Annotated in this window: 17 protein-coding genes; 4 read left to right on the forward strand and 13 right to left on the reverse strand. The window is 54.2% G+C overall.

What is annotated here, in order from left to right:
- Window positions 1-7: 7 nt before the first annotated feature.
- The 9 genes from lpxK to CSK29544_RS18380 form a co-directional block, all read right to left on the reverse strand.
- Window positions 8-985 (reverse strand): tetraacyldisaccharide 4'-kinase, encoded by a 978-nt coding sequence (gene lpxK / locus CSK29544_RS18340; protein ID WP_007898156.1) that lies wholly within the window; start codon window positions 983-985, stop codon window positions 8-10.
- Window positions 982-2,730 carry a lipid A ABC transporter ATP-binding protein/permease MsbA gene (msbA, locus tag CSK29544_RS18345; protein ID WP_004387352.1) on the reverse strand — a complete coding sequence of 583 codons (1,749 nt, stop codon included), beginning with the start codon at window positions 2,728-2,730 and terminating at the stop codon, window positions 982-984. Before msbA ends, lpxK begins: the two co-directional genes overlap by 4 nt.
- 36 nt (window positions 2,731-2,766) lie before the next feature.
- Window positions 2,767-5,025, reverse strand: a complete 2,259-nt coding sequence (locus CSK29544_RS18350; RefSeq protein WP_007898159.1) for a ComEC family protein — start codon at window positions 5,023-5,025, stop codon at window positions 2,767-2,769.
- 204 nt (window positions 5,026-5,229) lie between these two features.
- Entirely contained in the window at window positions 5,230-5,514 is a 285-nt protein-coding gene (gene ihfB, locus CSK29544_RS18355; protein ID WP_004387353.1) for an integration host factor subunit beta, read from the reverse strand.
- A gap of 114 nt (window positions 5,515-5,628) precedes the next feature.
- Window positions 5,629-7,302 carry a 30S ribosomal protein S1 gene (rpsA, locus tag CSK29544_RS18360; RefSeq protein ID WP_004387354.1) on the reverse strand — a complete coding sequence of 558 codons (1,674 nt, stop codon included), beginning with the start codon at window positions 7,300-7,302 and terminating at the stop codon, window positions 5,629-5,631.
- Window positions 7,303-7,413: 111 nt separating this feature from the next.
- Window positions 7,414-8,100: a (d)CMP kinase gene (gene cmk, locus CSK29544_RS18365; protein WP_007866476.1), complete on the reverse strand. Its 687-nt coding sequence runs from the start codon at window positions 8,098-8,100 to the stop codon at window positions 7,414-7,416.
- A 176-nt stretch (window positions 8,101-8,276) separates the two neighbouring features.
- Window positions 8,277-9,563: a 3-phosphoshikimate 1-carboxyvinyltransferase gene (aroA, locus tag CSK29544_RS18370; protein WP_007898166.1), complete on the reverse strand. Its 1,287-nt coding sequence runs from the start codon at window positions 9,561-9,563 to the stop codon at window positions 8,277-8,279.
- Between the two features lie 68 nt (window positions 9,564-9,631).
- Window positions 9,632-10,717 carry a 3-phosphoserine/phosphohydroxythreonine transaminase gene (gene serC, locus CSK29544_RS18375; RefSeq protein WP_004387356.1) on the reverse strand — a complete coding sequence of 362 codons (1,086 nt, stop codon included), beginning with the start codon at window positions 10,715-10,717 and terminating at the stop codon, window positions 9,632-9,634.
- Window positions 10,718-10,879: 162 nt separating this feature from the next.
- A complete protein-coding gene (locus CSK29544_RS18380) occupies window positions 10,880-11,572 on the reverse strand; it encodes a DUF421 domain-containing protein (protein WP_004387357.1) in 693 nt (230 codons plus the stop codon).
- A gap of 141 nt (window positions 11,573-11,713) precedes the next feature.
- Here CSK29544_RS18380 and ycaO point away from each other — a divergent pair, with 141 nt between their 5' ends.
- From ycaO to pflA, 4 genes are all read left to right on the forward strand, one after another.
- On the forward strand, window positions 11,714-13,477 hold the full coding sequence (ycaO, locus tag CSK29544_RS18385; RefSeq protein ID WP_042389992.1) for a 30S ribosomal protein S12 methylthiotransferase accessory factor YcaO: 1,764 nt from the start codon (window positions 11,714-11,716) through the stop codon (window positions 13,475-13,477).
- Between the two features lie 403 nt (window positions 13,478-13,880).
- Window positions 13,881-14,738 (forward strand): formate transporter FocA, encoded by an 858-nt coding sequence (focA, locus tag CSK29544_RS18390; protein ID WP_004387359.1) that lies wholly within the window; start codon window positions 13,881-13,883, stop codon window positions 14,736-14,738.
- Window positions 14,739-14,789: 51 nt separating this feature from the next.
- On the forward strand, window positions 14,790-17,072 hold the full coding sequence (pflB, locus tag CSK29544_RS18395) for a formate C-acetyltransferase (RefSeq protein ID WP_004387360.1): 2,283 nt from the start codon (window positions 14,790-14,792) through the stop codon (window positions 17,070-17,072).
- 195 nt (window positions 17,073-17,267) lie between these two features.
- The gene (gene pflA, locus CSK29544_RS18400; protein ID WP_007782507.1) at window positions 17,268-18,008 is read left to right on the forward strand and encodes a pyruvate formate lyase 1-activating protein; all 741 of its coding nucleotides are present in this window, start codon (window positions 17,268-17,270) and stop codon (window positions 18,006-18,008) included.
- Between the two features lie 33 nt (window positions 18,009-18,041).
- On the opposite strand, the gene CSK29544_RS18405 is transcribed toward pflA, so the two are convergent.
- From CSK29544_RS18405 to lolA, 4 genes are all read right to left on the reverse strand, one after another.
- Entirely contained in the window at window positions 18,042-19,190 is a 1,149-nt protein-coding gene (locus tag CSK29544_RS18405; RefSeq protein ID WP_007898175.1) for an MFS transporter, read from the reverse strand.
- 294 nt (window positions 19,191-19,484) lie between these two features.
- Window positions 19,485-20,777: a serine--tRNA ligase gene (gene serS / locus CSK29544_RS18410; RefSeq protein WP_007866459.1), complete on the reverse strand. Its 1,293-nt coding sequence runs from the start codon at window positions 20,775-20,777 to the stop codon at window positions 19,485-19,487.
- Window positions 20,778-20,873: 96 nt separating this feature from the next.
- Window positions 20,874-22,217 carry a replication-associated recombination protein RarA gene (gene rarA / locus CSK29544_RS18415; protein ID WP_004387364.1) on the reverse strand — a complete coding sequence of 448 codons (1,344 nt, stop codon included), beginning with the start codon at window positions 22,215-22,217 and terminating at the stop codon, window positions 20,874-20,876.
- Window positions 22,218-22,229: 12 nt separating this feature from the next.
- Window positions 22,230-22,844 (reverse strand): outer membrane lipoprotein periplasmic chaperone LolA, encoded by a 615-nt coding sequence (gene lolA, locus CSK29544_RS18420; protein WP_007898179.1) that lies wholly within the window; start codon window positions 22,842-22,844, stop codon window positions 22,230-22,232.
- Between the last annotated feature and the right edge of the window lie 185 nt (window positions 22,845-23,029).

Below are 23,029 nucleotides of genomic sequence, written 5' to 3' on the forward strand. Positions count from 1 at the left end.
CCCCTGCTTAACGCACCAGCGTGAGAATGTCCTTCAGTAATTGATCGGCTTGCGGCTGCGCAAGCGTCGCGTCGACTGGCAGATACCACCAGTTATCATGGGCGAAGGCGCGACATTTCACCGCGTCTTTTTCCGTCATCAGCAGGCTCTGACCTTCGCTGAGCAACGCCAGCACGTCGGTTTCACGCAGCGCCTGATGGTCAGCGAGGCTCAGGGTTTTAACGGGTGTCAGACCGCATTTTTCAAGCGTTGCGAAAAAGCGCGGTGGATGACCGATGCCTGCCATCGCCACCACATTTTCCAGCGTATTGACCGGACGCCTTTCACCGCTGCGTAAATTAACCGCGAGCCCTGGTTCAAGCTGCATGGCGATTTCGCCGGGACGCGCTTCTCCACCATTGGTAATGACCGCATCAACCTGCTTAAGCCTTAATGCGCGCTCACGCATTGGGCCTGCCGGAAGCCACCAACCGTTGCCGAAACGGCGCACGCCATCAACCACCACGATTTCTTTATCGCGCGCCAGCGCGTAGTGTTGAAGACCATCATCGGTAATGATGATTTGCGGCCCGGCGTTATCGATAAGCGCCTGCACCGCCTGCGCGCGATTGGCGGATACCGCCACGGGCGCGCCAGTGCGCTGGTAGATAAGCACCGGCTCGTCGCCTGCTTGCGCAGGCGTGGTAGCTGCGCTAAGCACTAACGGATAATGCGCAGCCTTCCCGCCGTAACCACGCGACACTACGCCTGCGCGTATACCTCGCTGCTGCAGTTGCTCAACCAGCCAGACCACGACCGGCGTTTTACCGTTGCCGCCTGCGGTAAGATTCCCCACCACGACCACCGGCACCGGCGCGCGCCAGGCCTTACGTAAGCCCAGCTGATAGCTCAGGCGGATAGCGCTGCTAATGAGGCCATACAGCCAGGAGAGCGGCAGCAGGAGCACCCATAACGGCGAACGGCCAGACCAGATGCGCTCAATCATTGCCCGAACTGCATTTTATGAAGCTGCGCATAAACGCCATGCTGTTCCAGAAGCTCGGTATGATTGCCTCGCTCGACAATGCGTCCGTCTTCGATAACCACGATTTCATCCGCCTGCTCGATAGTCGAAAGACGATGCGCGATAACCAGCGAGGTGCGGTTCTTTTGCAGTTCATCCAGCGCGGCCTGAATAGCACGTTCTGATTCTGTATCCAGCGCAGACGTCGCTTCATCGAGGATAAGGATCGGGCTGTCTCGCAGCAGCGCGCGGGCAATCGCGATACGCTGACGCTGACCACCGGAAAGCAGAACGCCGTTTTCGCCGATGACCGTATCCAGACCGTTATCCATCTTATTGATGAAATCCATCGCATAAGCCATACGGGCGGCATTCTCAATGGCTTCACGGCTGTAAACATCGGTGCGCGCGTAAGCAATGTTATTCGCGATGGTGTCATTAAAGAGATGCACGTTCTGCGATACCAGCGCAACCTGATTACGCAACGACGATAGCGTGTAGTCGCGCAGGTCGTGGCCATCCATCAGGATTTCGCCGCTGTCGATGTCATAAAAACGCGTGATGAGGCTTGCGAGTGTCGATTTACCAGAGCCTGAACGCCCCACCAGCGCGACCGTCTTCCCGGCAGGGATAGACAGGTTGATATCACGCAGTGCCGGAATTTCACGTCCCGGGTAGGTAAAGGTGACATTGCGGAATTCGAGATTCCCCTGCGCACGTTCGATGACACGCGTGCCTTCGTCTTTTTCCTGTTCGCTGTCGAGAATAGCGAACAGCGTCTGACAGGCTGCCATCCCGCGCTGGAACTGAGCGTTCACGTTAGTCAGCGATTTCAGCGGGCGCATCAGGGCAATCATGGACGAGAACACAACGGTGATGGTACCTGCCGTCAGGGTTTCCATGACGCTCGGGAAGCTTGCCGCATAGAGCACAAACGCCAGCGCCAGGGACGCTATCAGCTGAATAATCGGATCAGAAATTGACGAGGCCGAGACCATTTTCATGCCCTGCAGACGCATCTTGTTGCTGACCTTAGCAAAACGCTCGCCTTCAACCTGCTGGCCACCGAAAATCAGCACTTCTTTATGGCCTTTAAGCATCTGCTCCGCGCTGGTCGTCACCTGCCCCATGGTGTTCTGCATGTTTTTACTGATGCTGCGAAAGCGTTTCGACACGACACGAATCGCCAGTGACACAATTGGTGCCAGTACGATAAGGATCAGCGAAAGCTGCCAGCTGTAGTAGAACATCATGATGAACAGACCAATGATTGACGCCCCTTCACGCACGACGGTAATCAGCGCGCTGGATGAAGAAGACGCCACCTGCTCAGAATCGTAGGTGATACGGGAGAGCAAGGTACCGGTAGATTGTTTATCAAAGAAAGAGACAGGCATGCCCATCATATGATTAAACAAACGTCGGCGCATCGTCATGACGACTTTCCCGGAAACCCAGGAGATGCAATAACTGGAAACATAGCTGGTGATACCGCGCAGGATCATCAGCCCAATGACCACCAGTGGCATCCATAGCAGCACTGAGCGATCGGTTTTACCGAAACCATCATCCAGTAATGGTTTAAGTAGCGATAGCATATAGGTATCGCTGGCTGCGTTGAGTATTAACGCTACCCCAGCCACAATCAGACCCGTTTTAAAGGGCGCTATCACCGGCCAGAGTCGGCGGAAGGTCTGCCACGTGGAGAGATCTTTATCGTTATGCATTCAAAAAACCAGCTTTCGTTGAAATAGCCGCATATTCTACCTGTATTCAGCAGGTGAGCCAAACCACTCATGATACCAGCGGGGTGAAATCTGTTCTCTTAACCCCTCGATTTTCCATTGCCCTGATGAAAAAGAGACTGAAAGCTGCCCGGCATGTGCCGTATCAAACCACTGATAACGGTGCTGCTGATAGCATTTCACCACTTTTGCAGAAGGCAACCGCCAGGCGTTATATCGTGATGCCGACGCCAGCGCCGCTTTGCCATTAACTACCGATAACAGCGTAGGCGTCGATGAAGTACGGCTGCCGTGGTGAGGCACCTGAAGAATATCCGCCTGCAACGGTTGCCACTGGTTTTTGAGCATAGTCAACTCTGCGGAAGCTTCAATATCGCCGGTAAGCAGGATGCTGTGCTCGCCGTCATCCACTTTAACGACACAGGAGCGGTTATTGCCTCGCTCCTGATAACCTTCAGGGGGCCAGTGAACCGTAAACACCAGCCCCTGCCAGCGCCAGTGCGAGCCTTTGACACAGGGGATATGGCCAGCCCAGTGGAGCGAACTGCGTATCCACATTGTCGGCCACGTACTGGTAAGGCTCTCCAGACCGCCCCGGTGATCCAGATGTTCATGGCTGATGATGACGCCCTCAGGCTTGAGATGATGCCACCGCAGCCAGGGAATAATGGTTTGCTGCGCGCTGTCGCCGCCCGGCCAGGCGTTGCCGCTGTCATAGAGTATCGCTCTGCCGTGGCGCTCAATGACGATGGCAAGCCCATGTCCGATATCCAGCATGTGCAGCCGCCAGACATCATCTGCCGTTTTTTGCCAGAAGGGCCATGTCAACAGGCCCAGTGAGATACCACACGTGGCGGGCGAAATGCGGTGCCAGCCCACTCTCAACGCAATGATAATCAGCCACGGGGCGAGTATTATCCACTGATAGCGCTGGTCAAGGCTTAGCCATCCGGGGGGAAGCTCTCGTAATAGCCAGAAAAGCAACGCGAGCGATCTATCAGCCAGCAAACCCGCGTAATGTTCCAGCCATGCCAGATGCGCCAGATCCAGCACCATGCTCAACAGCACCAGTGGAACAACGACGAAAGTAATGACTGGCACCGCAATCAGATTCGCCAGTAGCGATGTCAGGCTGAGCCCGTGGAACAACAGCAACTGAAGCGGCAGCAGAAGGAGCGTCATACCACATTGCAGATGCAGCAAGCTTTTTAACGGTCGCCATTTCCCTTCCGCGCGCAGCGGCACCCACTGATACCAGAAAATCAGCGCTGCCACGGCAAAGGCCGAGAGCCAGAGGCTTTCCGATAATATCGCCACAGGATCAAAAAACAGGATGGCCGCGACGCAGCACATCCATACCTGCCAGGGCGTCCATTGCCTGCCGCAAAGCCGCAGCGCGCACCACGCGGACAGAGCGATAAGCGTTCTGATGGCAGGCGGATTACTCCCGCTAAGCCAGGTATAGAGCGCCGCAGCAGTAAGCATCGCTAGTAAAGGAAACCGGTAGCCTAAACGACGCGCAGGCAGTAATAGTTGCAGTAAGCGCGCCAGCGCCCATCCAAGCGTCCCCGCAAAGCCGATGTGCAACCCTGAGATAGCCATCAAATGCGCGGTGCCGGTTTCACGAAGCAAGCGTTTGACATCGTCCGTCAATGCCATGCGTTCGCCGAAACCGAGCGCCAGTATCACTGGCTGCCAGTTAAAAGCCGCCATATGGTGACTGAAAGAAGCCAGATAACGAGCCCGAAAGCGGCAGCTATCTTCAAGGAGTTGCGTAGATACAACACGCCCTGTCAGCGGTAAATGTTGCGACAAGGCATAACGCTGGCTGTCAAAACCGCCCTCGTTGAGCTGCCCGTGAACTGGCCGCAGGCGCAACGTCATCAACCAGCGCTGACCGGCGCAGGCCTTTTTTGGTAAATAGCTGTCTCGCAGTACCACGCCAGGCGCAGGAAACCACCGCTTGCCGTCTGCCCGGTAAATTTTAATATGGTGTTCCGTCGCGCCATCAGTCCCGGTAATAACGGCTTCAACCTGGTGCGTTTTTGTCGTTAACAATGCATATGGCAGCGTAACCTGTCGGGCAGCGAGCAGCCCCCAGCAAAAGAAAAGCAGCGTCAGCGCCAGAAACCGCACAGCGAAATGTCGCAAAAACAGCATTAACGTCGATGCAATTGTGATGACGGCTATTTGCGCGACAGTCGGTAGCGAAGGTAAGAACAGCAGTGGCGACAGACCAGCCATAACGCACAGGCTCAACGCGGGCAGTGAGATCACAGACACCTCCTTGTTGCCACGAAGTGTGCGGTCGAAAAGGAACGTTGTCAGGCTGTAACTGGTGGATTTACGAGATGTGCAGAGAAGAATTTATGGTATTGCAGATGTTGCAGGCAATGCGTCGAGAAAGCTCGCAAAGTCATGTGACGGGCACAAAAAACGGCACCCATAAGTACCGTTTTCTGCAAGGTTAAGCGATAAACCTTAACCGTAAATATTGGCGCGGTCGCGTAGTTCTTTGCCCGGTTTAAAGTGCGGAACGTATTTACCTTCCAGCTCGACTTTATCACCTGTTTTGGGGTTACGCCCGGTGCGTGGTGCGCGATAGTGTAAGGAGAAACTGCCGAAACCCCGGATTTCAATACGCTCGCCCTGGGCAAGGGTAGAGGCCATATGTTCCAGCATCTCTTTAACCGCATCTTCCACCGCTTTCGCCGGGATATGGGAGTGCTGGCTTGCAAGTCTTTCGATTAATTCTGACTTGGTCATGTTTCCTCCGGTTTCCATTCAGGAAAATTGTCTTACAGCTATCATCGAACAAGGGCGGCCAAAGCCGCCCTTAGTGTCTGATTACAGGCCGGAACCTGTAATCTGTCAAGGCAATTACTCGCCTTTAGCTGCTTTGAACGCTTCAGCCATTGCGTTAGAGAAGTTGCCTTCTTCCTGTTTGTTGTTAACAGAAGCGATTGCATCTTTCTCGTCAGCTTCGTCTTTCGCACGAACAGACAGGCTCACAACGCGGTTCTTACGATCAACGCCGGTGAATTTAGCTTCAACGTCGTCACCAACGCTCAGAACCAGAGTCGCGTCTTCTACGCGGTCACGGGAAGCTTCAGAAGCGCGCAGGTAACCTTCAACGCCGTCTGCTAATTCAACTGTGGCACCTTTCGCGTCAACTGCGGTTACTTTACCAGTAACGATTGCACCTTTCTTGTTCAGTGCAACGTAGTTGTTGAACGGATCTTCTGCGAGCTGTTTAACGCCCAGTGAGATACGCTCACGCTCTGCGTCAACCTGCAGTACAACGGCAGCGATTTCGTCGCCTTTTTTGTACTCGCGAACGGCTTCTTCGCCAGCCACGTTCCAGGAGATGTCAGACAGGTGAACCAGACCGTCGATGCCGCCGTCCAGGCCGATGAAGATACCGAAGTCAGTGATAGACTTGATTTTACCTTCAACGCGATCGCCTTTGTTGTGGGTCTCAGCGAACTGCTGCCACGGGTTGGCTTTGCACTGTTTCAGGCCCAGGGAGATACGACGACGTTCTTCGTCGATATCCAGAACCATCACTTCTACCACGTCACCAACGTTAACGACTTTGGACGGGTGGATGTTTTTGTTGGTCCAGTCCATTTCGGAAACGTGTACCAGGCCTTCAACGCCTTCTTCGATTTCAACGAAGCAGCCGTAGTCGGTCAGGTTGGTTACGCGACCAGTCAGGCGGGTGCCTTCCGGGTAACGTTTAGCGATAGCAACCCACGGATCTTCGCCCAGCTGTTTCAGGCCCAAAGAGACACGGGTACGCTCGCGGTCGAACTTCAGCACTTTAACAGTGATTTCGTCGCCCACGTTCACGATTTCGCTCGGATGCTTAACGCGTTTCCAGGCCATATCAGTGATGTGCAGCAGGCCGTCTACGCCGCCCAGATCAACGAATGCACCGTAGTCAGTGAGGTTCTTAACGATACCTTTAACTTCCATGCCTTCCTGCAGGTTTTCCAGCAGCTGATCGCGCTCTGCGCTGTTTTCAGATTCGATAACGGCACGACGAGAAACAACAACGTTGTTGCGCTTCTGATCCAGCTTGATTACTTTGAATTCAAGCTCTTTGCCTTCGAGGTGCAGGGTGTCACGAACCGGACGCACGTCTACCAAGGAACCCGGCAGGAACGCACGAATACCGTTCAGCTCAACAGTGAAGCCGCCCTTGACTTTGCCATTGATAACACCAGTAACGGTTGCAGCTTCTTCGTAAGCTTTTTCCAGCATCAGCCACGCTTCGTGACGTTTAGCTTTCTCACGAGACAGCAGGGTTTCACCGAAACCGTCTTCTACTGCATCCAGAGCAACGTCAACTTCGTCACCAACCTGGATTTCAATTTCGCCCTGGGCGTTTTTGAACTGCTCTGCCGGAATGGCGGACTCAGATTTCAGACCGGCGTCAACCAGTACTACGTCTTTGTCGATAGCAACAACAACGCCACGAACGATAGAACCCGGGCGGGTTTCGATTTCTTTCAGGGATTCTTCAAAGAGTTGAGCAAAAGATTCAGTCATGTTTAATCTTCAGGTTTTAAATTAACGTCCACCTGGCATCATGCTGGGTGGGGTTGTTTCACATACCCGCTGTCACTCCATTGCAACGGGGGTACTGCAAATTCGGTCGCGTTACTTCGCGAGCGCCAGTTTTTCACGGGCGTATTCAAGCGCCTTTTCGATAACTTCTTCAATGCTAAGGCTGGTGGAATCCAGCACCAGAGCATCGTGCGCGGGCACTAACGGCGCTACTGGCCGGTTACGATCGCGGTCATCGCGCTCTTTTATCTCGGCCAAAAGGCGTTCAAAGTTAACACTAAAGCCCTTTTCCTGCAACTGTAGCATACGGCGATGAGCACGTTCCTCGGAGGAAGCATCAAGGAAAATTTTCACTGGCGCATCAGGGAAAACCACCGTTCCCATGTCGCGCCCGTCGGCAATCAGGCCGGGTGCTTCACGAAATGCGCGCTGACGGCGCAGCAGTGCTTCGCGCACACGCGGGAACGCGGCAATCTGCGAGGCGGCGTTGGCCACCTCCTGCGTGCGGATCTCGGCACTGACGTCTTCACCTTCCAGAATGACTTCCAGTTCGCCCTGCTGCGCGACGAAGCGCACATCCAGGTGCGCAGCCAGCGGAACGAGCGCTTCTTCGGAAGCGACATCAACATGATGATGCAGGGCGGCCAGCGCGAGAACCCGATAGATGGCGCCGGAATCCAGCAAATGCCATTGCAGGGTTTCAGCCATCGCTTTACAGAGCGTGCCTTTCCCTGCGCCGCTTGGGCCATCGATTGTGATTACCGGGACGGATGCCGTCATCTTTTTCTCCTTCAATAACAAATGGCAGGCCTGCAACGTGAACGCGGCGCATTATACGCTTCATCACCGCAGACTGTTATCTTTCCGGCAAAATATCGCCGCCATTGTGGCTGAGTGTAGAAGAAGTGGGCGCAGATGCCCGGAACGGCGCGCTGCCGTTCCGGAAAAATACGTATTTAAGCAGAGTGGCTGATACGCGCGAGCTGCGCGAAATAATTCGGGAAGGTTTTCGCGGTGCATTTCGGGTCGAGAATAGTAACCGGCGTGTCGGAAAGCGCCACCAGCGAGAAACACATCGCCATGCGATGATCGTTATAGGTGCCGATATCCGCAAACTGTAACTGCGCAGGCGGCGTGACGGTAATGAAGTCATGCCCCTCTTCAACCGTGGCGCCGACTTTACGCAGTTCGGTGGCCATCGCCGCCAGGCGGTCTGTTTCCTTCACACGCCAGTTATAGATATTACGAAGCGTGGTGGTGCCGGTGGCGAACAACGCGGTGGTCGCGATGGTCATCGCCGCGTCGGGAATATGGTTCATATCCATATCAATCGCGTTCAGCTCACCGCGGGTGCAACTGATGAAATCGTCGCCCCAGGTGATGTGTGCGCCCATTTTTTCCAGCACGTCAGCAAAGCGAATATCGCCCTGCACACTATTGCGCCCAATACCGGTGACTTTGACAGTGCCGCCTTTAATGGCTGCCGCCGCGAGGAAATAAGACGCGGAAGACGCATCGCCTTCTACCAGATAATGTCCTGGCGACTGGTACTGCTGGCCGCCCTGAATGACAAAACGCTGGTAGTTTTGGTTTTCCACCTCAACCCCAAAGGTTTTCATCAGGTGCAACGTGATATCAATGTAGGGCTTTGATACCAGCTCGCCTTTAATGTCGATAGCGGTGTTGCCCGGTGCCAGCGGAGCGGCCATTAACAGCGCGGTCAGGAACTGGCTTGAAACGCTGCCATCAACGGTCACGTTGCCACCGGTGAATCCGCCTTTCAGATGCAGCGGCGGATAGTTTTCCTGCTCCAGATACGTGACATCTGCGCCGCCCTGACGCAGCGCGTCGACCTGATGTCCAATCGGGCGCTCTTTCATGCGCGGCTCGCCAGTCAGCACCACATTATTAGTGCCAAGGCACAGCGCCGCTGCCAGCGGACGCATTGCGGTTCCGGCGTTACCTAAAAACAGTTCCAGCTCCACTAGCGTATTGAACGGCCCGCCCTGCCCCTGAATTTCACAGCGGGTGCGATCGTCTGAAAGCGAATAATGAACGCCAAGCGCGTTGAGCGCGTTCAGCATATGGCGCACGTCGTCGCTGTCCAGGAGGTTGGTGAGCGTCGTGGTGCCTTTTGCCAGTGCGGCGAGCAGCAGCGCCCGGTTGGAAACGCTCTTGGAGCCAGGAAGATTAATGGTGCCATCCACGCGCGCGATGGGTTGTAAGGTCAGGGATTCCTGCATGGAAAAAGTCTCAATAAAACAGAATAAAAACCCCGCGGCCAGCCGCGGGGCGAATCATAACGGAAGGATTAACCGTGACGGCGTTCGAAATCCACCATGAAGTCGGTCAGGGCTTTCACCCCTTCGAGCGGCATCGCGTTATAAATAGAGGCACGCATGCCGCCGACCACGCGGTGGCCTTTCAGCGCGTGCAGGCCCGCTGCAAAAGATTCTTCAAGGAACAGCTTATCCAGACTGCTGTCGGCGAGCTGGAACGGTACGTTCATGCGTGAACGGTTAGCCGTTGCAACATCGTTGCGATAGAAATCACTATTATCAATCACGCCGTAGAGCAGATCGGCTTTTTGCTGGTTGATCTTGTCCATCGCCGCCACGCCGCCGTTGGTTTTGAGCCATTTAAACACCAGGCCCGCGAGATACCAGGCAAACGTTGGCGGCGTGTTGAACATGGAGTCGTTTTCGCTCAGCACGCTGTAATCCAGCACCGACGGGCAAGAGACATGCGCCTTGCCAAGCAGATCCTCACGCACGATAACCAGCGTCAGGCCCGCCGGGCCAATGTTTTTCTGCGCGCCCGCGTAGATGACGCCGTAACGGCTGACATCAATCGGATGAGAAAGAATGGTGGAGGAGAAATCGGCGGTAACGATAGCGTCGCCAAAATCAGGCGTATCGTTAATCGCGATGCCGTCGATGGTTTCATTCGGGCAGTAGTGCACATAAGCGGCATCCGCCGAGAGCTGCCACTCGCTCATCGGCTTAATGGCGCGTTTGCCATCAACGGTGATTTTCGCGTCGATCACGTTCGGCGTCAGGTATTTTTTGGCTTCTTTAACCGCGCTTGCCGCCCAGTAGCCGCCATCAACATAATCGGCAGTCGTTTTGTCGCCCAGCAGATTCAGCGGAAGCGCGGAGAACTGCCCGCGTCCGCCGCCGTGGCAGAATAACACTTTATAATTTGAGGGGATTTCCAGCAGATCGCGAAAATCCTGTTCCGCCTGTTCCGCCACCTGAATAAACTCTTTGCTACGGTGGCTGATTTCCATCACAGAGGTGCCTAACCCCTGCCAGTCACGCAACTCTTCCTGAGCCACTCGTAACACATCCGCCGGCAGCATCGCCGGGCCAGAACTAAAATTGTAGACCTGAGCCATTTCCCCTCACCACGCTAAAAGCAATAAGTTTTTCCTGTGGCTATCGGTTTTATCATTCCGTTGACAGGGCTGCAACGGCTAATCCTGGCACCAGAGGGAATGTGCGCCAAATCACACAACACAATCCGCCAGCGCAGCGCCCGCTGACGGTGGAATTTGCTGTCAGGTGACGCGGGTCGCGGTGCTTGCCTTCACCCATATATGGTTTTTGCAGCGCGGACAGGACGGTTTCACACCGGCATCAAACGTCACCACTTCGCTACACCGGATACAGGCGTAATCGCCGGTTTCAGGGATGTGTTCAAAACGCTCGCTGCAATACTCCGGCAGAATCGACAGTCCCGGGCGCACCAGTTTATCCGGATAGTAATAAACGCTGATTTGGCCGTTAGCCTCAAGGATAGCGAGTCGCACCTGCCCCAGATGCTCCACGCCTTTGGTACGCAGCTCCATAAAAAACTCAAATTCGGTCATGTTCTCCCGGTTGAGCTTTTCCCAGGCCAGTTCGCCGTCTTCAATAATGATGCGCGGTTTGCCCTCCAGTAGATCCTCAAGCTTTTCGCTACAGGACATCAGCCACATCACCAGACGATAGAGCACGCCGAGCGTAACAAACACTACCAGCACGGGCAGCAGCGGCACGTCGTCATAAAACGCCACGTCCCCCGCCGCTGATCCGAGCGTCAGAATGATTAGTACTTCAAAGAGCGACATCTGACGTACGCCACGTCGCCCGGTAATTTTGAGAAACAGAAACACCAGGATAAAGGTGTAAAGGCTGCGCAGCGCGACTTCACCCAGAAATTCTAATGGAAACTTGTCAAGCGCCATCCGTTGCAAATCGAAAGCTTTCATATTTTTCTTACGCCATAACAGGGAGTTATCTTGATTAATGATAGTCGTAAGATTTATTTTTGCCGCATCGGGCGGGACGATGGCGCAGAAGGGCTAAAATCCGTATCATTGCGCGCTTTGCGTACGATAAAAGTGGATCCCATGACTCAAACCTTCATCCCCGGCAAAGATGCCGCACTGGAAGACTCCATCGCTCGCTTCCAGCAGAAACTCACCGATCTGGGCTTTAACATCGAAGAAGCCTCCTGGCTAAACCCGGTGCCGAACGTCTGGTCTGTGCATATTCGCGACAAAGAGTGCGCGCTGTGCTTTACCAACGGTAAAGGTGCCACCAAAAAAGCCGCGCTGGCTTCCGCGCTGGGCGAATACTTTGAGCGTCTGTCCACCAACTATTTCTTCGCCGATTTCTGGCTGGGCGATACGATCGCAAACGGCCCGTTCGTGCACTATCCGAACGAAAAATGGTTTCCGATCCCGCAAAGCGATGAACTGCCGGAAGGCATTCTTGATGCCCGCCTGCGCGCGTTTTACGATCCGGAGAACGAACTGACCGCCAGCATGCTGGTTGACCTGCAGTCTGGTAATGAAGAGCGCGGCATCTGCGCCCTGCCGTTCACCCGCCAGTCAGATGAACAGACCGTTTACATTCCGATGAACATCGTCGGCAACCTGTATGTATCCAATGGCATGTCCGCGGGCAATACCCGCAACGAAGCCCGTGTTCAGGGGCTGTCTGAAGTGTTTGAGCGTCATATCAAGAACCGCATTATTGCCGAAAGCATCAGCCTGCCGGAGATCCCGCAGGAGGTGCTGGCGCGCTATCCTGGCGTGGTCGAGGCTATCAATACACTTGAAGCGGAAGGCTTTCCGATTTTCGCTTACGACGGCTCTCTCGGCGGAAAATATCCGGTTATCTGCGTTGTACTGTTTAACAGGGCCAACGGCACCTGCTTTGCCTCCTTCGGCGCGCATCCCGATTTCGGTGTGGCGCTGGAGCGTACCGTCACCGAGCTGCTGCAGGGTCGCGGCCTGAAAGATCTCGACGTGTTTACGCCACCGACGTTCGATGATGAAGAAGTTGCCGAACATGCGAACCTTGAGACGCACTTCATCGACTCCAGCGGTCTTATCTCCTGGGATATGTTCAAGCAGGACGCGGATTATCCGTTTGTAGACTGGAGCTTCGCCGGTACGACGGAAGAAGAGTTCGCTACCCTGATGGCGATTTTTAAGGCTGAAGATAAAGAAGTCTACATCGCCGATTACGAGCATCTGGGCGTTTACGCCTGTCGTATCATTGTGCCGGGCATGTCTGACATCTATCCGGCAGAGGATCTGCTGCTCGCGAATAATAATATGGGTAGCCATCTGCGCGAAACGCTGCTGGCGCTGCCGGGCAGCGAGTGGGAGAAAGAAGATTATCTGAACCTGATCGCTCAACTGGACGAAGAAGGCCATGACGACTTCACTCGCGTGCGCGAACTGCTGGGCCTGGCAACGGGTAAAGACAACGGCTGGTATACCCTGCGCATCGGCGAGCTAAAAGCGATGCTGGCGCTGGCTGGCGGCGATCTGGATCAGGCGCTGATCTGGACTGAATGGACCATGGAATTTAACGCATCGGTGTTTAGCGCCGGGCGCGCCAACTACTATCGTTGCCTGCAGACGCTTCTGCTACTGGCGCAGGAAGAGGAACGCGAGCCGCTACAGTACCTTAATGCCTTTGTTCGTATGTATGGCGCAGACGCGGTGGAAGCCGCGAGCGCGGCTATTAGCGGCGAAGCGCCCTTCTATGGCCTACAGCCCGTCGACGGCGATCTGAAAGCTTTCCCGGCGCATCAGTCGCTGCTGGCTGCCTATGAAAAACTTCAACGGGCTAAAGCCAGGTTTTGGCAAGGAAATTGATATAACGCATATCAATTGACCTGCTTCACACTTATGTTTAGCAAATATGACGGGGCGCGTTTACGGCCCCGTTTTTATTTGTCTGGTTAAAAGTTTGAATGTAAATATCAAGTTAATTACTGGTGAATATTAAATATATCCACCCGGCTTGATTGTTACCTTTTTTAGCCAATAATTCATAATGATTAACACTTTATGAGGAGAGGCAAACCGCTTTTTTTCAACACTTTTAATAATATTTAAAATTTATTTTTTATTTGATAATCATAAAGTTAAGCTGAAATTGCGTAAAAACCAGACGCATTTCAGTCCTGCAAACCTGGCGAGATATGATCCATATCAAATTTTACTGCATCATGCTTTGTTAGTATCAACTCGCCGAATAAATAAAGAGAGAGTTAGTGTGAAAGCTGACAACCCTTTTGACTCCTTACTCCCTGCTGCGATGGCGAAAGTTGCCGAGGAAGCGGGCGTTTATAAAGCCACGAAACATCCGTTAAAGACGTTTTATCTGGCAATTACGGCTGGCGTATTTATTTCCATTGCGTTTGTTTTCTATATCACCGCCACCACCGGCGCTGCCGCGATGCCTTTTGGCATTACCAAACTGATTGGCGGTATCTGTTTCTCACTCGGTCTGATTCTTTGCGTCATTTGCGGCGCCGATCTTTTTACTTCAACGGTGCTGATTGTGGTCGCCAAAGCCAGCGGGCGTATCACCTGGGGTCAGCTGACGCGCAACTGGGTAAATGTTTATATCGGCAACCTGATTGGCGCCCTGCTCTTTGTCTTACTGATGTGGCTTTCCGGCGAGTATATGACCGCCAACGGCGGCTGGGGGCTTAATGTCCTGCAAACGGCGTCGCATAAAGTTGAACATACATTTATTGAGGCAGTTTGCCTTGGCATCCTGGCTAACCTGATGGTCTGCCTGGCCGTCTGGATGAGTTATTCAGGACGCAGCCTGATTGATAAGGCCTTTATTATGATTCTGCCGGTCGGCATGTTTGTGGCCAGCGGATTCGAACATAGCATCGCCAACATGTTTATGATCCCGATGGGGATAGTGATTCGTCACTTTGGCAGCCCGGAGTTCTGGAGCGCGATCCACGCTTCGCCAGACCAATTTTCTCATCTGACCGTGATGAATTTCATCGTCGATAACCTGATACCGGTAACGATTGGTAATATTATCGGTGGAGGGTTGCTTGTCGGATTGACGTACTGGGTCATTTACCTGCGTGGCGATGACCATCGCTGATAGTTGTTCCAGGCAGTAAATAAAAAATCCACTTAAGAAGGTAGGTGTTACATGTCCGAGCTTAATGAAAAGTTAGCCACAGCCTGGGAAGGTTTTGCGAAAGGCGACTGGCAGAATGAAGTCAACGTCCGCGACTTTATCCAGAAAAACTACACGCCATACGAGGGTGACGAGTCCTTCCTGGCTGGCGCAACTGAAGCCACCACTACCCTGTGGGACAAAGTTATGGAAGGCGTCAAACTGGAGAACCGCACTCATGCGCCAGTCGACTTCGACACTTCCGTAGCGTCCACCATCACCTCGCATGACGCAGGCTATATCAACAAGTCTCTTGAGAAAATTGTTGGCCTGCAGACTGAAGCTCCGCTGAAACGCGCCATTATCCCGTTTGGCGGCATCAAAATGGTTGAAGGTTCCTGCAAAGCGTACAACCGCGAGCTGGATCCGCAACTGAAAAAAATCTTCACCGAATACCGTAAAACCCACAACCAGGGCGTATTCGACGTTTACACCAAAGACATCCTGAACTGCCGTAAATCCGGCGTGCTGACCGGTCTGCCGGATGCTTACGGCCGTGGCCGTATTATCGGTGACTACCGCCGCGTTGCGCTGTACGGTATCGACTTCCTGATGAAAGACAAATATGCACAGTTTGTCTCTCTACAGCAGGATCTGGAAAATGGCGTAAACCTGGAAGCGACTATCCGTCTGCGTGAAGAAATTGCTGAACAGCACCGCGCTCTGGGCCAGATCAAAGAGATGGCAGCGAAATATGGCTGCGATATCTCCGGTCCGGCGACTAATGCGCAGGAAGCTGTACAGTGGACTTACTTCGGCTACCTGGCTGCGGTGAAATCCCAGAACGGTGCCGCGATGTCCTTTGGCCGCGTCTCCACCTTCCTTGACGTGTACATCGAACGCGACCTGAAAGCAGGCAAACTCACCGAGCAGGAAGCCCAGGAACTGATCGACCACCTGGTCATGAAACTGCGTATGGTGCGCTTCCTGCGTACGCCGGAATATGATGAGCTGTTCTCCGGCGACCCGATCTGGGCAACCGAATCCGTTGGCGGTATGGGCGTTGACGGCCGTACGCTGGTAACCAAAAACAGCTTCCGCTTCCTGAACACCCTCTACACCATGGGGCCGTCTCCGGAGCCGAACATCACGATTCTGTGGTCCGAAAAACTGCCGCTGAACTTCAAAAAATTCGCGGCGAAAGTTTCCATCGACACCTCTTCTCTGCAGTACGAGAACGATGACCTGATGCGTCCGGACTTCAACAACGACGACTACGCTATCGCGTGCTGCGTAAGCCCGATGGTGGTTGGTAAGCAAATGCAGTTCTTCGGTGCTCGCGCTAACCTCGCGAAAACCATGCTGTACGCTATCAACGGCGGCGTTGATGAAAAACTGAAAATGCAGGTAGGCCCGAAATCTGAACCGATCAAAGGCGATCTGCTGAACTTCGACGAAGTCATGGAACGTATGGATCACTTCATGGACTGGCTGGCGAAACAGTACGTCACCGCCCTGAACATCATCCACTACATGCATGACAAATACAGCTACGAAGCTTCGCTGATGGCGCTGCATGATCGCGACGTTATCCGCACCATGGCGTGTGGTATCGCAGGTCTGTCTGTTGCGGCTGACTCCCTGTCTGCCATCAAATACGCGAAAGTTAAACCGATTCGCGATGAAGACGGTCTGGCTATCGACTTCGAAATCGAAGGCGAATACCCGCAGTTCGGTAACAACGACGCTCGCGTGGATGACCTGGCGGTTGACCTGGTAGAACGTTTCATGAAGAAAATTCAGAAACTGAAAACCTACCGCAACGCTATCCCGACCCAGTCCGTGCTGACCATTACCTCTAACGTGGTTTATGGTAAGAAAACCGGTAACACCCCGGATGGCCGCCGCGCTGGCGCACCGTTCGGCCCGGGTGCTAACCCGATGCACGGCCGTGACCAGAAAGGCGCTGTCGCTTCTCTGACCTCGGTTGCTAAACTGCCGTTCGCCTACGCAAAAGATGGTATCTCTTACACCTTCTCTATCGTGCCGAACGCGCTGGGTAAAGACGACGAAGTGCGTAAAACCAACCTGGCGGGCCTGATGGACGGTTACTTCCATCATGAAGCGTCTATCGAAGGCGGTCAGCACCTGAACGTGAACGTCATGAACCGCGAAATGCTGCTGGATGCGATGGAACATCCTGAGAAATACCCGCAGCTGACCATTCGTGTGTCTGGTTACGCGGTGCGTTTCAACTCGCTGACGAAAGAACAGCAGCAGGACGTCATCACCCGTACTTTCACTCAGACAATGTAATACCCGCTCTGGCTGAAAATGCGTAAAATGAAGGCTCCACGTTTGTGGGGCCTTTCTTATAACCCACCCCGGTATGAGCCTTTTCTGCAAGGCGACTGACTATACTTCAGTTATCTCGCAAAAAAGACTCGACGCGGCACAGACCGCGCTCACCCGGCCCTGTTGCATCGGGCCTGAACTGGAGATAACACCGCAATGTCAGTTACTGGTCGCATTCACTCCTACGAATCCTGTGGCACCGTTGACGGACCAGGGATCCGCTTTATCACCTTCTTTCAGGGCTGCCTGATGCGCTGTCTCTATTGCCACAACCGCGACACCTGGGACACACACGGCGGCAAAGAGATTACGGTTGAAGAACTGATGAAAGAGGTGGTGACCTACCGGCATTTTATGAACGCGTCCGGCGGCGGCGTCACGGCATCCGGCGGCGAGGCGATACTCCAGGCGGAATTCGTCCGCGACTGGTTCCGCGCCTGTAAGAAAGAAGGCATTCATACCTGTCTCGATACCAACGGTTTCGTACGTCGCTACGATCCGGTTATCGATGAACTGCTGGAAGTAACCGATCTGGTGATGCTCGATCTCAAGCAGATGAACGATGAAATCCACCAGAATCTGGTCGGCGTCTCTAATCACCGCACGCTGGAGTTCGCCAAATATATTTCAGCCAAAGGCATCAAAACCTGGATCCGCTATGTCGTCGTTCCTGGCTGGTCTGATGATGATGATTCCGCACATCGCTTGGGCGAATTTACCCGCGATATGGGAAACGTCGAGAAAATCGAACTGCTGCCCTACCACGAGCTGGGTAAGCATAAATGGGTGGCGATGGGCGAAGAGTATAAGCTTGACGGCGTGAAACCACCGAAAAAGGAAACGATGGAGCGCGTCAAAGGGATCCTTGAGCAGTACGGCCACAAAGTGATGTACTAAAAACAACGCCCGCATCATGCGGGCGTTTTGTTATCAGGCGTGTGCCACCGGCGTAGGATGATGCCCGGCTTTGCGCATCAGCATCATCAGATAGACAAACGATACGCTGGCAATCATCACAAACAGTAAGTTGTCTGAATAGCTCTGCATCAGCATGGCGGTAAAAGTCGGCCCTAACAGACTGCCGATGGTATAGCTCAGCAGCAGCGCCTGATTCATCGCCACCAGTTGGTGATGCTCAACCTTTTCACACGCCCAGGCCATCGCAACCGGGTAAAGCGTAAAACCGGCGGCACCAAGAACAAACAGCGCTGGTGCCATCGCAGCCTGCGCCAGCATCGCCATGCAGCCCACTATCACGACAAATACCTGCACACGCAACACCAGCAGACGCCCGAAACGGTCAGCCAGTTTACCGATAGGCCACTGGCCAATAATCCCGGCGCTCACCATCACCGCCATCCAGAAGCCGATCCCGGAGTCGCTCACGCCCTGATGGTTAAGGTACAGCGGCATCAGACCATACAGCGAACCCAGCACAATACCGGAGATAATGCAGCCGTTAACGCCAAGACGCGCCTGACGCAGCTTAAACATCGGCCAGACGTGCGTTTTTTCCTGATGTTCGCTGCTGCTATTCACGATACGGGTAAAGAGCAGTGGCAGAATGGCCGCCATCACCATGCCAGTGACCCACGGCAGGACGCTCATCAGGTCGGTCGGCAGCTTGCTGACCATCAGTTGTCCGGCGACCGTGCCCAGATAGTAGACCATCATATACGCCGCCAGCAGACGCCCGCGGTTACGTGCCGTGCCGCTGCACATCAGCGCGCTTTCCACGACCACCCAAATCATCGCGCAGCCGACACCCGCGATAAAACGCCACGCAAGCCAGCTCCAGAAACCGAGCGTCATGCCGAGCCCGGCACAACCAGCAGCAAAAATCAGCGAAGCGAGATAGTAGCTGCGGTTAAATCCATAGCGCTTGATAAGCGCGCCGGTAATCAGCGTGCCCAGCAGGTTGCCGGTAAAATAAGACGAGCCGACCATACCAACCTGCCAGGTCGGCAAATTTTCATGGGCCAGCCACAGCGGTACGAGCGTATTCAGCACCGCTATCGCAAGGGTCAACAGCAGCAGGCCACAGAGCAAAAGCAGCACTGGCCGGGTATAGATAGACATGGATAAAACCGTGAGGAAGGTAAGAATTCGTGCGCATCATGCCACCAGCAACGGCAAAGTCAATCTGCCAGAAATCGCCTTTTATGGTCGAAACAGGTTGTCGATGAACAGTGTTCATTTATCCGTTACGGTACTGATGATTTTCGCCTGGCATAATTCATTAAAAATAATAAGTTAGCTGAATAATGCCGGGTAGATATCGATGAAAAAATTTATCAATAATTCTTATAAAAGAGGCGGGTCTAAAATGAAAAAAGCGCCCGCAGGCGCTTTTAAAAGAATGGGCGATTCACCTTAGCCGATGAATTCAAGACCTTTCATATACGGACGCAGCACTTCAGGAATTTCGATGCGGCCATCCGCCTGCTGATAGTTCTCCAGCACAGCGACCAGCGTACGTCCAACCGCCAGACCAGAACCGTTCAGGGTGTGAACCAGGCGGGTCTTTTTATCAGACTTGCTGCGGCAGCGTGCCTGCATGCGACGCGCCTGGAAATCCCACATATTGGAGCAGGAAGAGATTTCGCGGTACGTATCCTGCGCCGGAAGCCAGACTTCCAGGTCATAGGTTTTACGCGCGCCGAAGCCCATATCGCCAGAGCACAGCAGCACTTTACGGTACGGAAGACCGAGCAGTTGCAGCACTTTCTCCGCGTGGCCGGTCATTTCTTCCAGCGCCTGCATGGAATCTTCCGGACGTACAACCTGCACCATTTCCACTTTATCGAACTGGTGCATACGAATAAGACCACGGGTGTCGCGGCCGTAAGAACCCGCTTCAGAGCGGAAGCACGGCGTATGCGCGGTCATTTTGATCGGCAGCGACTCTTCGTCGATGATCTCATCGCGCACGAGGTTCGTCAGCGGCACTTCTGCGGTCGGGATCAGCGCATAGTTGCTGCTGTCGGCTTCTTCTTCCAGCGGACGCGTGTGGAACAGATCGCCTGCGAATTTCGGCAACTGACCCGTACCGTAGAGCGTGTCGTGGTTCACCAGATACGGCACATAGTTTTCGCTATAGCCATGCTCTTCGGTATGCAGATCCAGCATAAACTGCGACAGCGCGCGGTGCAGGCGGGCAATCTGCCCTTTCATAACCACAAAACGTGAGCCGGTCAGCTTCACGGCGCTCGCAAAATCCAGGCCGCCCAGCGTCTCACCCAGCGTCACGTGGTCGCGGATTTCGAAATCGAATTTACGCGGCGTGCCCCAACGGCTCACTTCTACGTTTTCGCTGTCATCTTTACCCAGCGGCACTTCATCATCCGGCAGGTTAGGCAGGGTCAGCGCGATATCACGGATTTCCGCAAGCAGCGCATCCAGCTCATTTTTCGCCGCATCAAGCTCTTCGCCGAGTTTGTTCACTTCCAGACGAAGCGGCTCAATATCCTCCCCACGCGCTTTCGCCTGGCCGATGGATTTCGATCGCGAGTTACGTTCAGCCTGCAGATTTTCAGTTTTTACCTGCAGAACTTTACGACGCTCTTCAAGAGCGACCAGCTTATCTACATCCAGCTTAAAGCCCCGGCGTGCCAGTTTTTCTGCGACTGCGTCTGGCTCGGTACGCAGCAGATTGGGATCGAGCATGCTTATCCTGTGCTTATCGAAAAAAGAAAAGGGAAAGGCGACCGCAGCCTGCGGTCGCACTGATATTCAACGATTAACCTTACCGCAACGATCGCGTTAGCGGTAGCGTTTTGTGGGGCTTTTCTGATCCTGCTCAGCAAGCCAGGCTAGCTTTTCGCCAATCTTGCCTTCAAGACCTCTGTTGGTGGGATGATAGTAGCGCGTTTGTGCCATTTCGGCGGGGAAATAGTCTTCGCCAGCGGCATAGGCGTTAGGCTCATCATGCGCATAACGATACTCCTGCCCGTAGCCCATCTCTTTCATTAGCTTCGTCGGGGCGTTGCGCAGATGTTCCGGCACATCGTAATCCGGGCGCTCGCGGGCATCTTTCAGCGCCGCCTTGAAAGCGGTATAAACCGCGTTGCTCTTCGGCGCGCAGGCAAGATAGACAATCGCCTGCGCAATCGCCCTTTCGCCTTCCGCCGGGCCGACGCGCGTAAAGCAGTCCCACGCAGAAATGGCCACCTGCATGGCGCGCGGATCGGCGTTACCGACATCTTCCGAGGCGATGGCCAGACAGCGCCGCGCAACATACAGCGGATCGCCGCCTGCGCTGATAATACGCGCATACCAGTAGAGCGCCGCATCCGGCGCTGAACCGCGCACCGACTTATGCAGTGCAGAGATCAAATCGTAAAAACGGTCGCCTTTATTATCGAAGCGAGCGCTGCGCTCACCAGCGATTTCCGTCAGCAGTTCGGGCCTGAGCACCCGTTTGCCGCTGTCGTCGGTGGGTGCCATATCGGCCATCATTTCCAGCGTATTCAGCGCGCGGCGCGCGTCACCGTTGACCAGCTCGGCAATCGCGAGGCGGGTTTCATCCGGTAAGACGATATCCTGTCCGCCGTAGCCGCGCTCACGGTCGGTCATCGCCTGGGTCAATACCTGTTCGATGTCCTCCACCGTCAGCGATTTCAGCAGATAGACACGCGCGCGTGAAAGCAGCGCGGAATTCAACTCAAACGACGGGTTTTCCGTTGTCGCGCCAATAAACGTAATGGTGCCGTCTTCGATATGCGGCAGGAAAGCGTCCTGCTGGCTTTTGTTAAACCGATGCACCTCGTCAACGAACAAAATCGTGCGGCGGCCCGCGTTGCGGTTCTGGCGGGCGCGCTCGATAGCCTCACGGATCTCTTTCACGCCGGATGTCACCGCCGAAATACGCTCCACATCAGCGTTCGCGTAGCGACCAATCACTTCGGCCAGTGTCGTTTTACCAGTGCCAGGCGGCCCCCAAAGGATCATCGAGTGGAGATGCCCGGCTTCGATCGCGCGGGGGAGTGGCTTACCGGGCGCCAGCAGATGCTGCTGCCCGATGTACTGCGCCAGATTTTCTGGCCGCATACGCGCGGCCAGTGGCTGAAAGGTGTTATCGGAAAAATCGAGCGAAAGATTGCCCACCCGGACCTCGGCTTACTTATTACGCTGGTCATCCACCGTTACGCCCTGCGGCGGCGTAAAGGTAAATTTGCTCATATCCACAGCGCCATTCTGCTGAGATTTCAGCTGATAGCTGCTGCGCTGGTCGTCCTGTTCGACGGCGCTGAATTGATTGATGGTGCCGTCGCGGCTCACGTTAATGGTGAACTGCTTCAGGTTGCCGCTGGCTGATTTTGGCGTCAGCACAAAATCATCGCCGTTTTGCTTAATGTTGTACTGCTGCCAGTCACTGCTCTGGTTACGCGCAATCAGCATAAACGGCGTATTGCTGGTCGCGTCTTTCAGCCAGGTCGCGCTCGCCTGTTCAACAAACGGGTTATAGAACCACAGCGTCTTGCCATCGGAAATCAGCACGCTTTCATCCGGCTGCGTCATATGCCAGTTGAAAAGATTCGGACGTTTGACCCACAGATCGCCCTGACCTTCCTGAACGGCAGCGCCGCTGCCATCGGTCACTTTCTGGGTGAAGCTGGCGTGGAAGCTGCTGACTTTATCAAGGCGGCTTTTCAAATCGTCTGCGGCATCCGCCCACACGGACGATACGGCAAACGCAGAAAGCAAAGCACAGGTAACGGCGATTTTTTTCATTGTTATCCCTCAGAATACGACCGACCCCAGTACGGGATCGCTTACTGTCCCTAACTGTAGCCATAAGGCTGACATTTTCGACAGAAGAAAAACCTGATTTTTTGGTAATTTACCCATCTTTTCAGAATCGTGATGAGCGTGAAGCCCTGCGCGCACGGTCACATGCCGCACGCGCAGGGAAAAGA

Origin of the sequence: Cronobacter sakazakii (assembly GCF_000982825.1) — a bacterium.
Classification (GTDB): domain Bacteria; phylum Pseudomonadota; class Gammaproteobacteria; order Enterobacterales; family Enterobacteriaceae; genus Cronobacter; species Cronobacter sakazakii.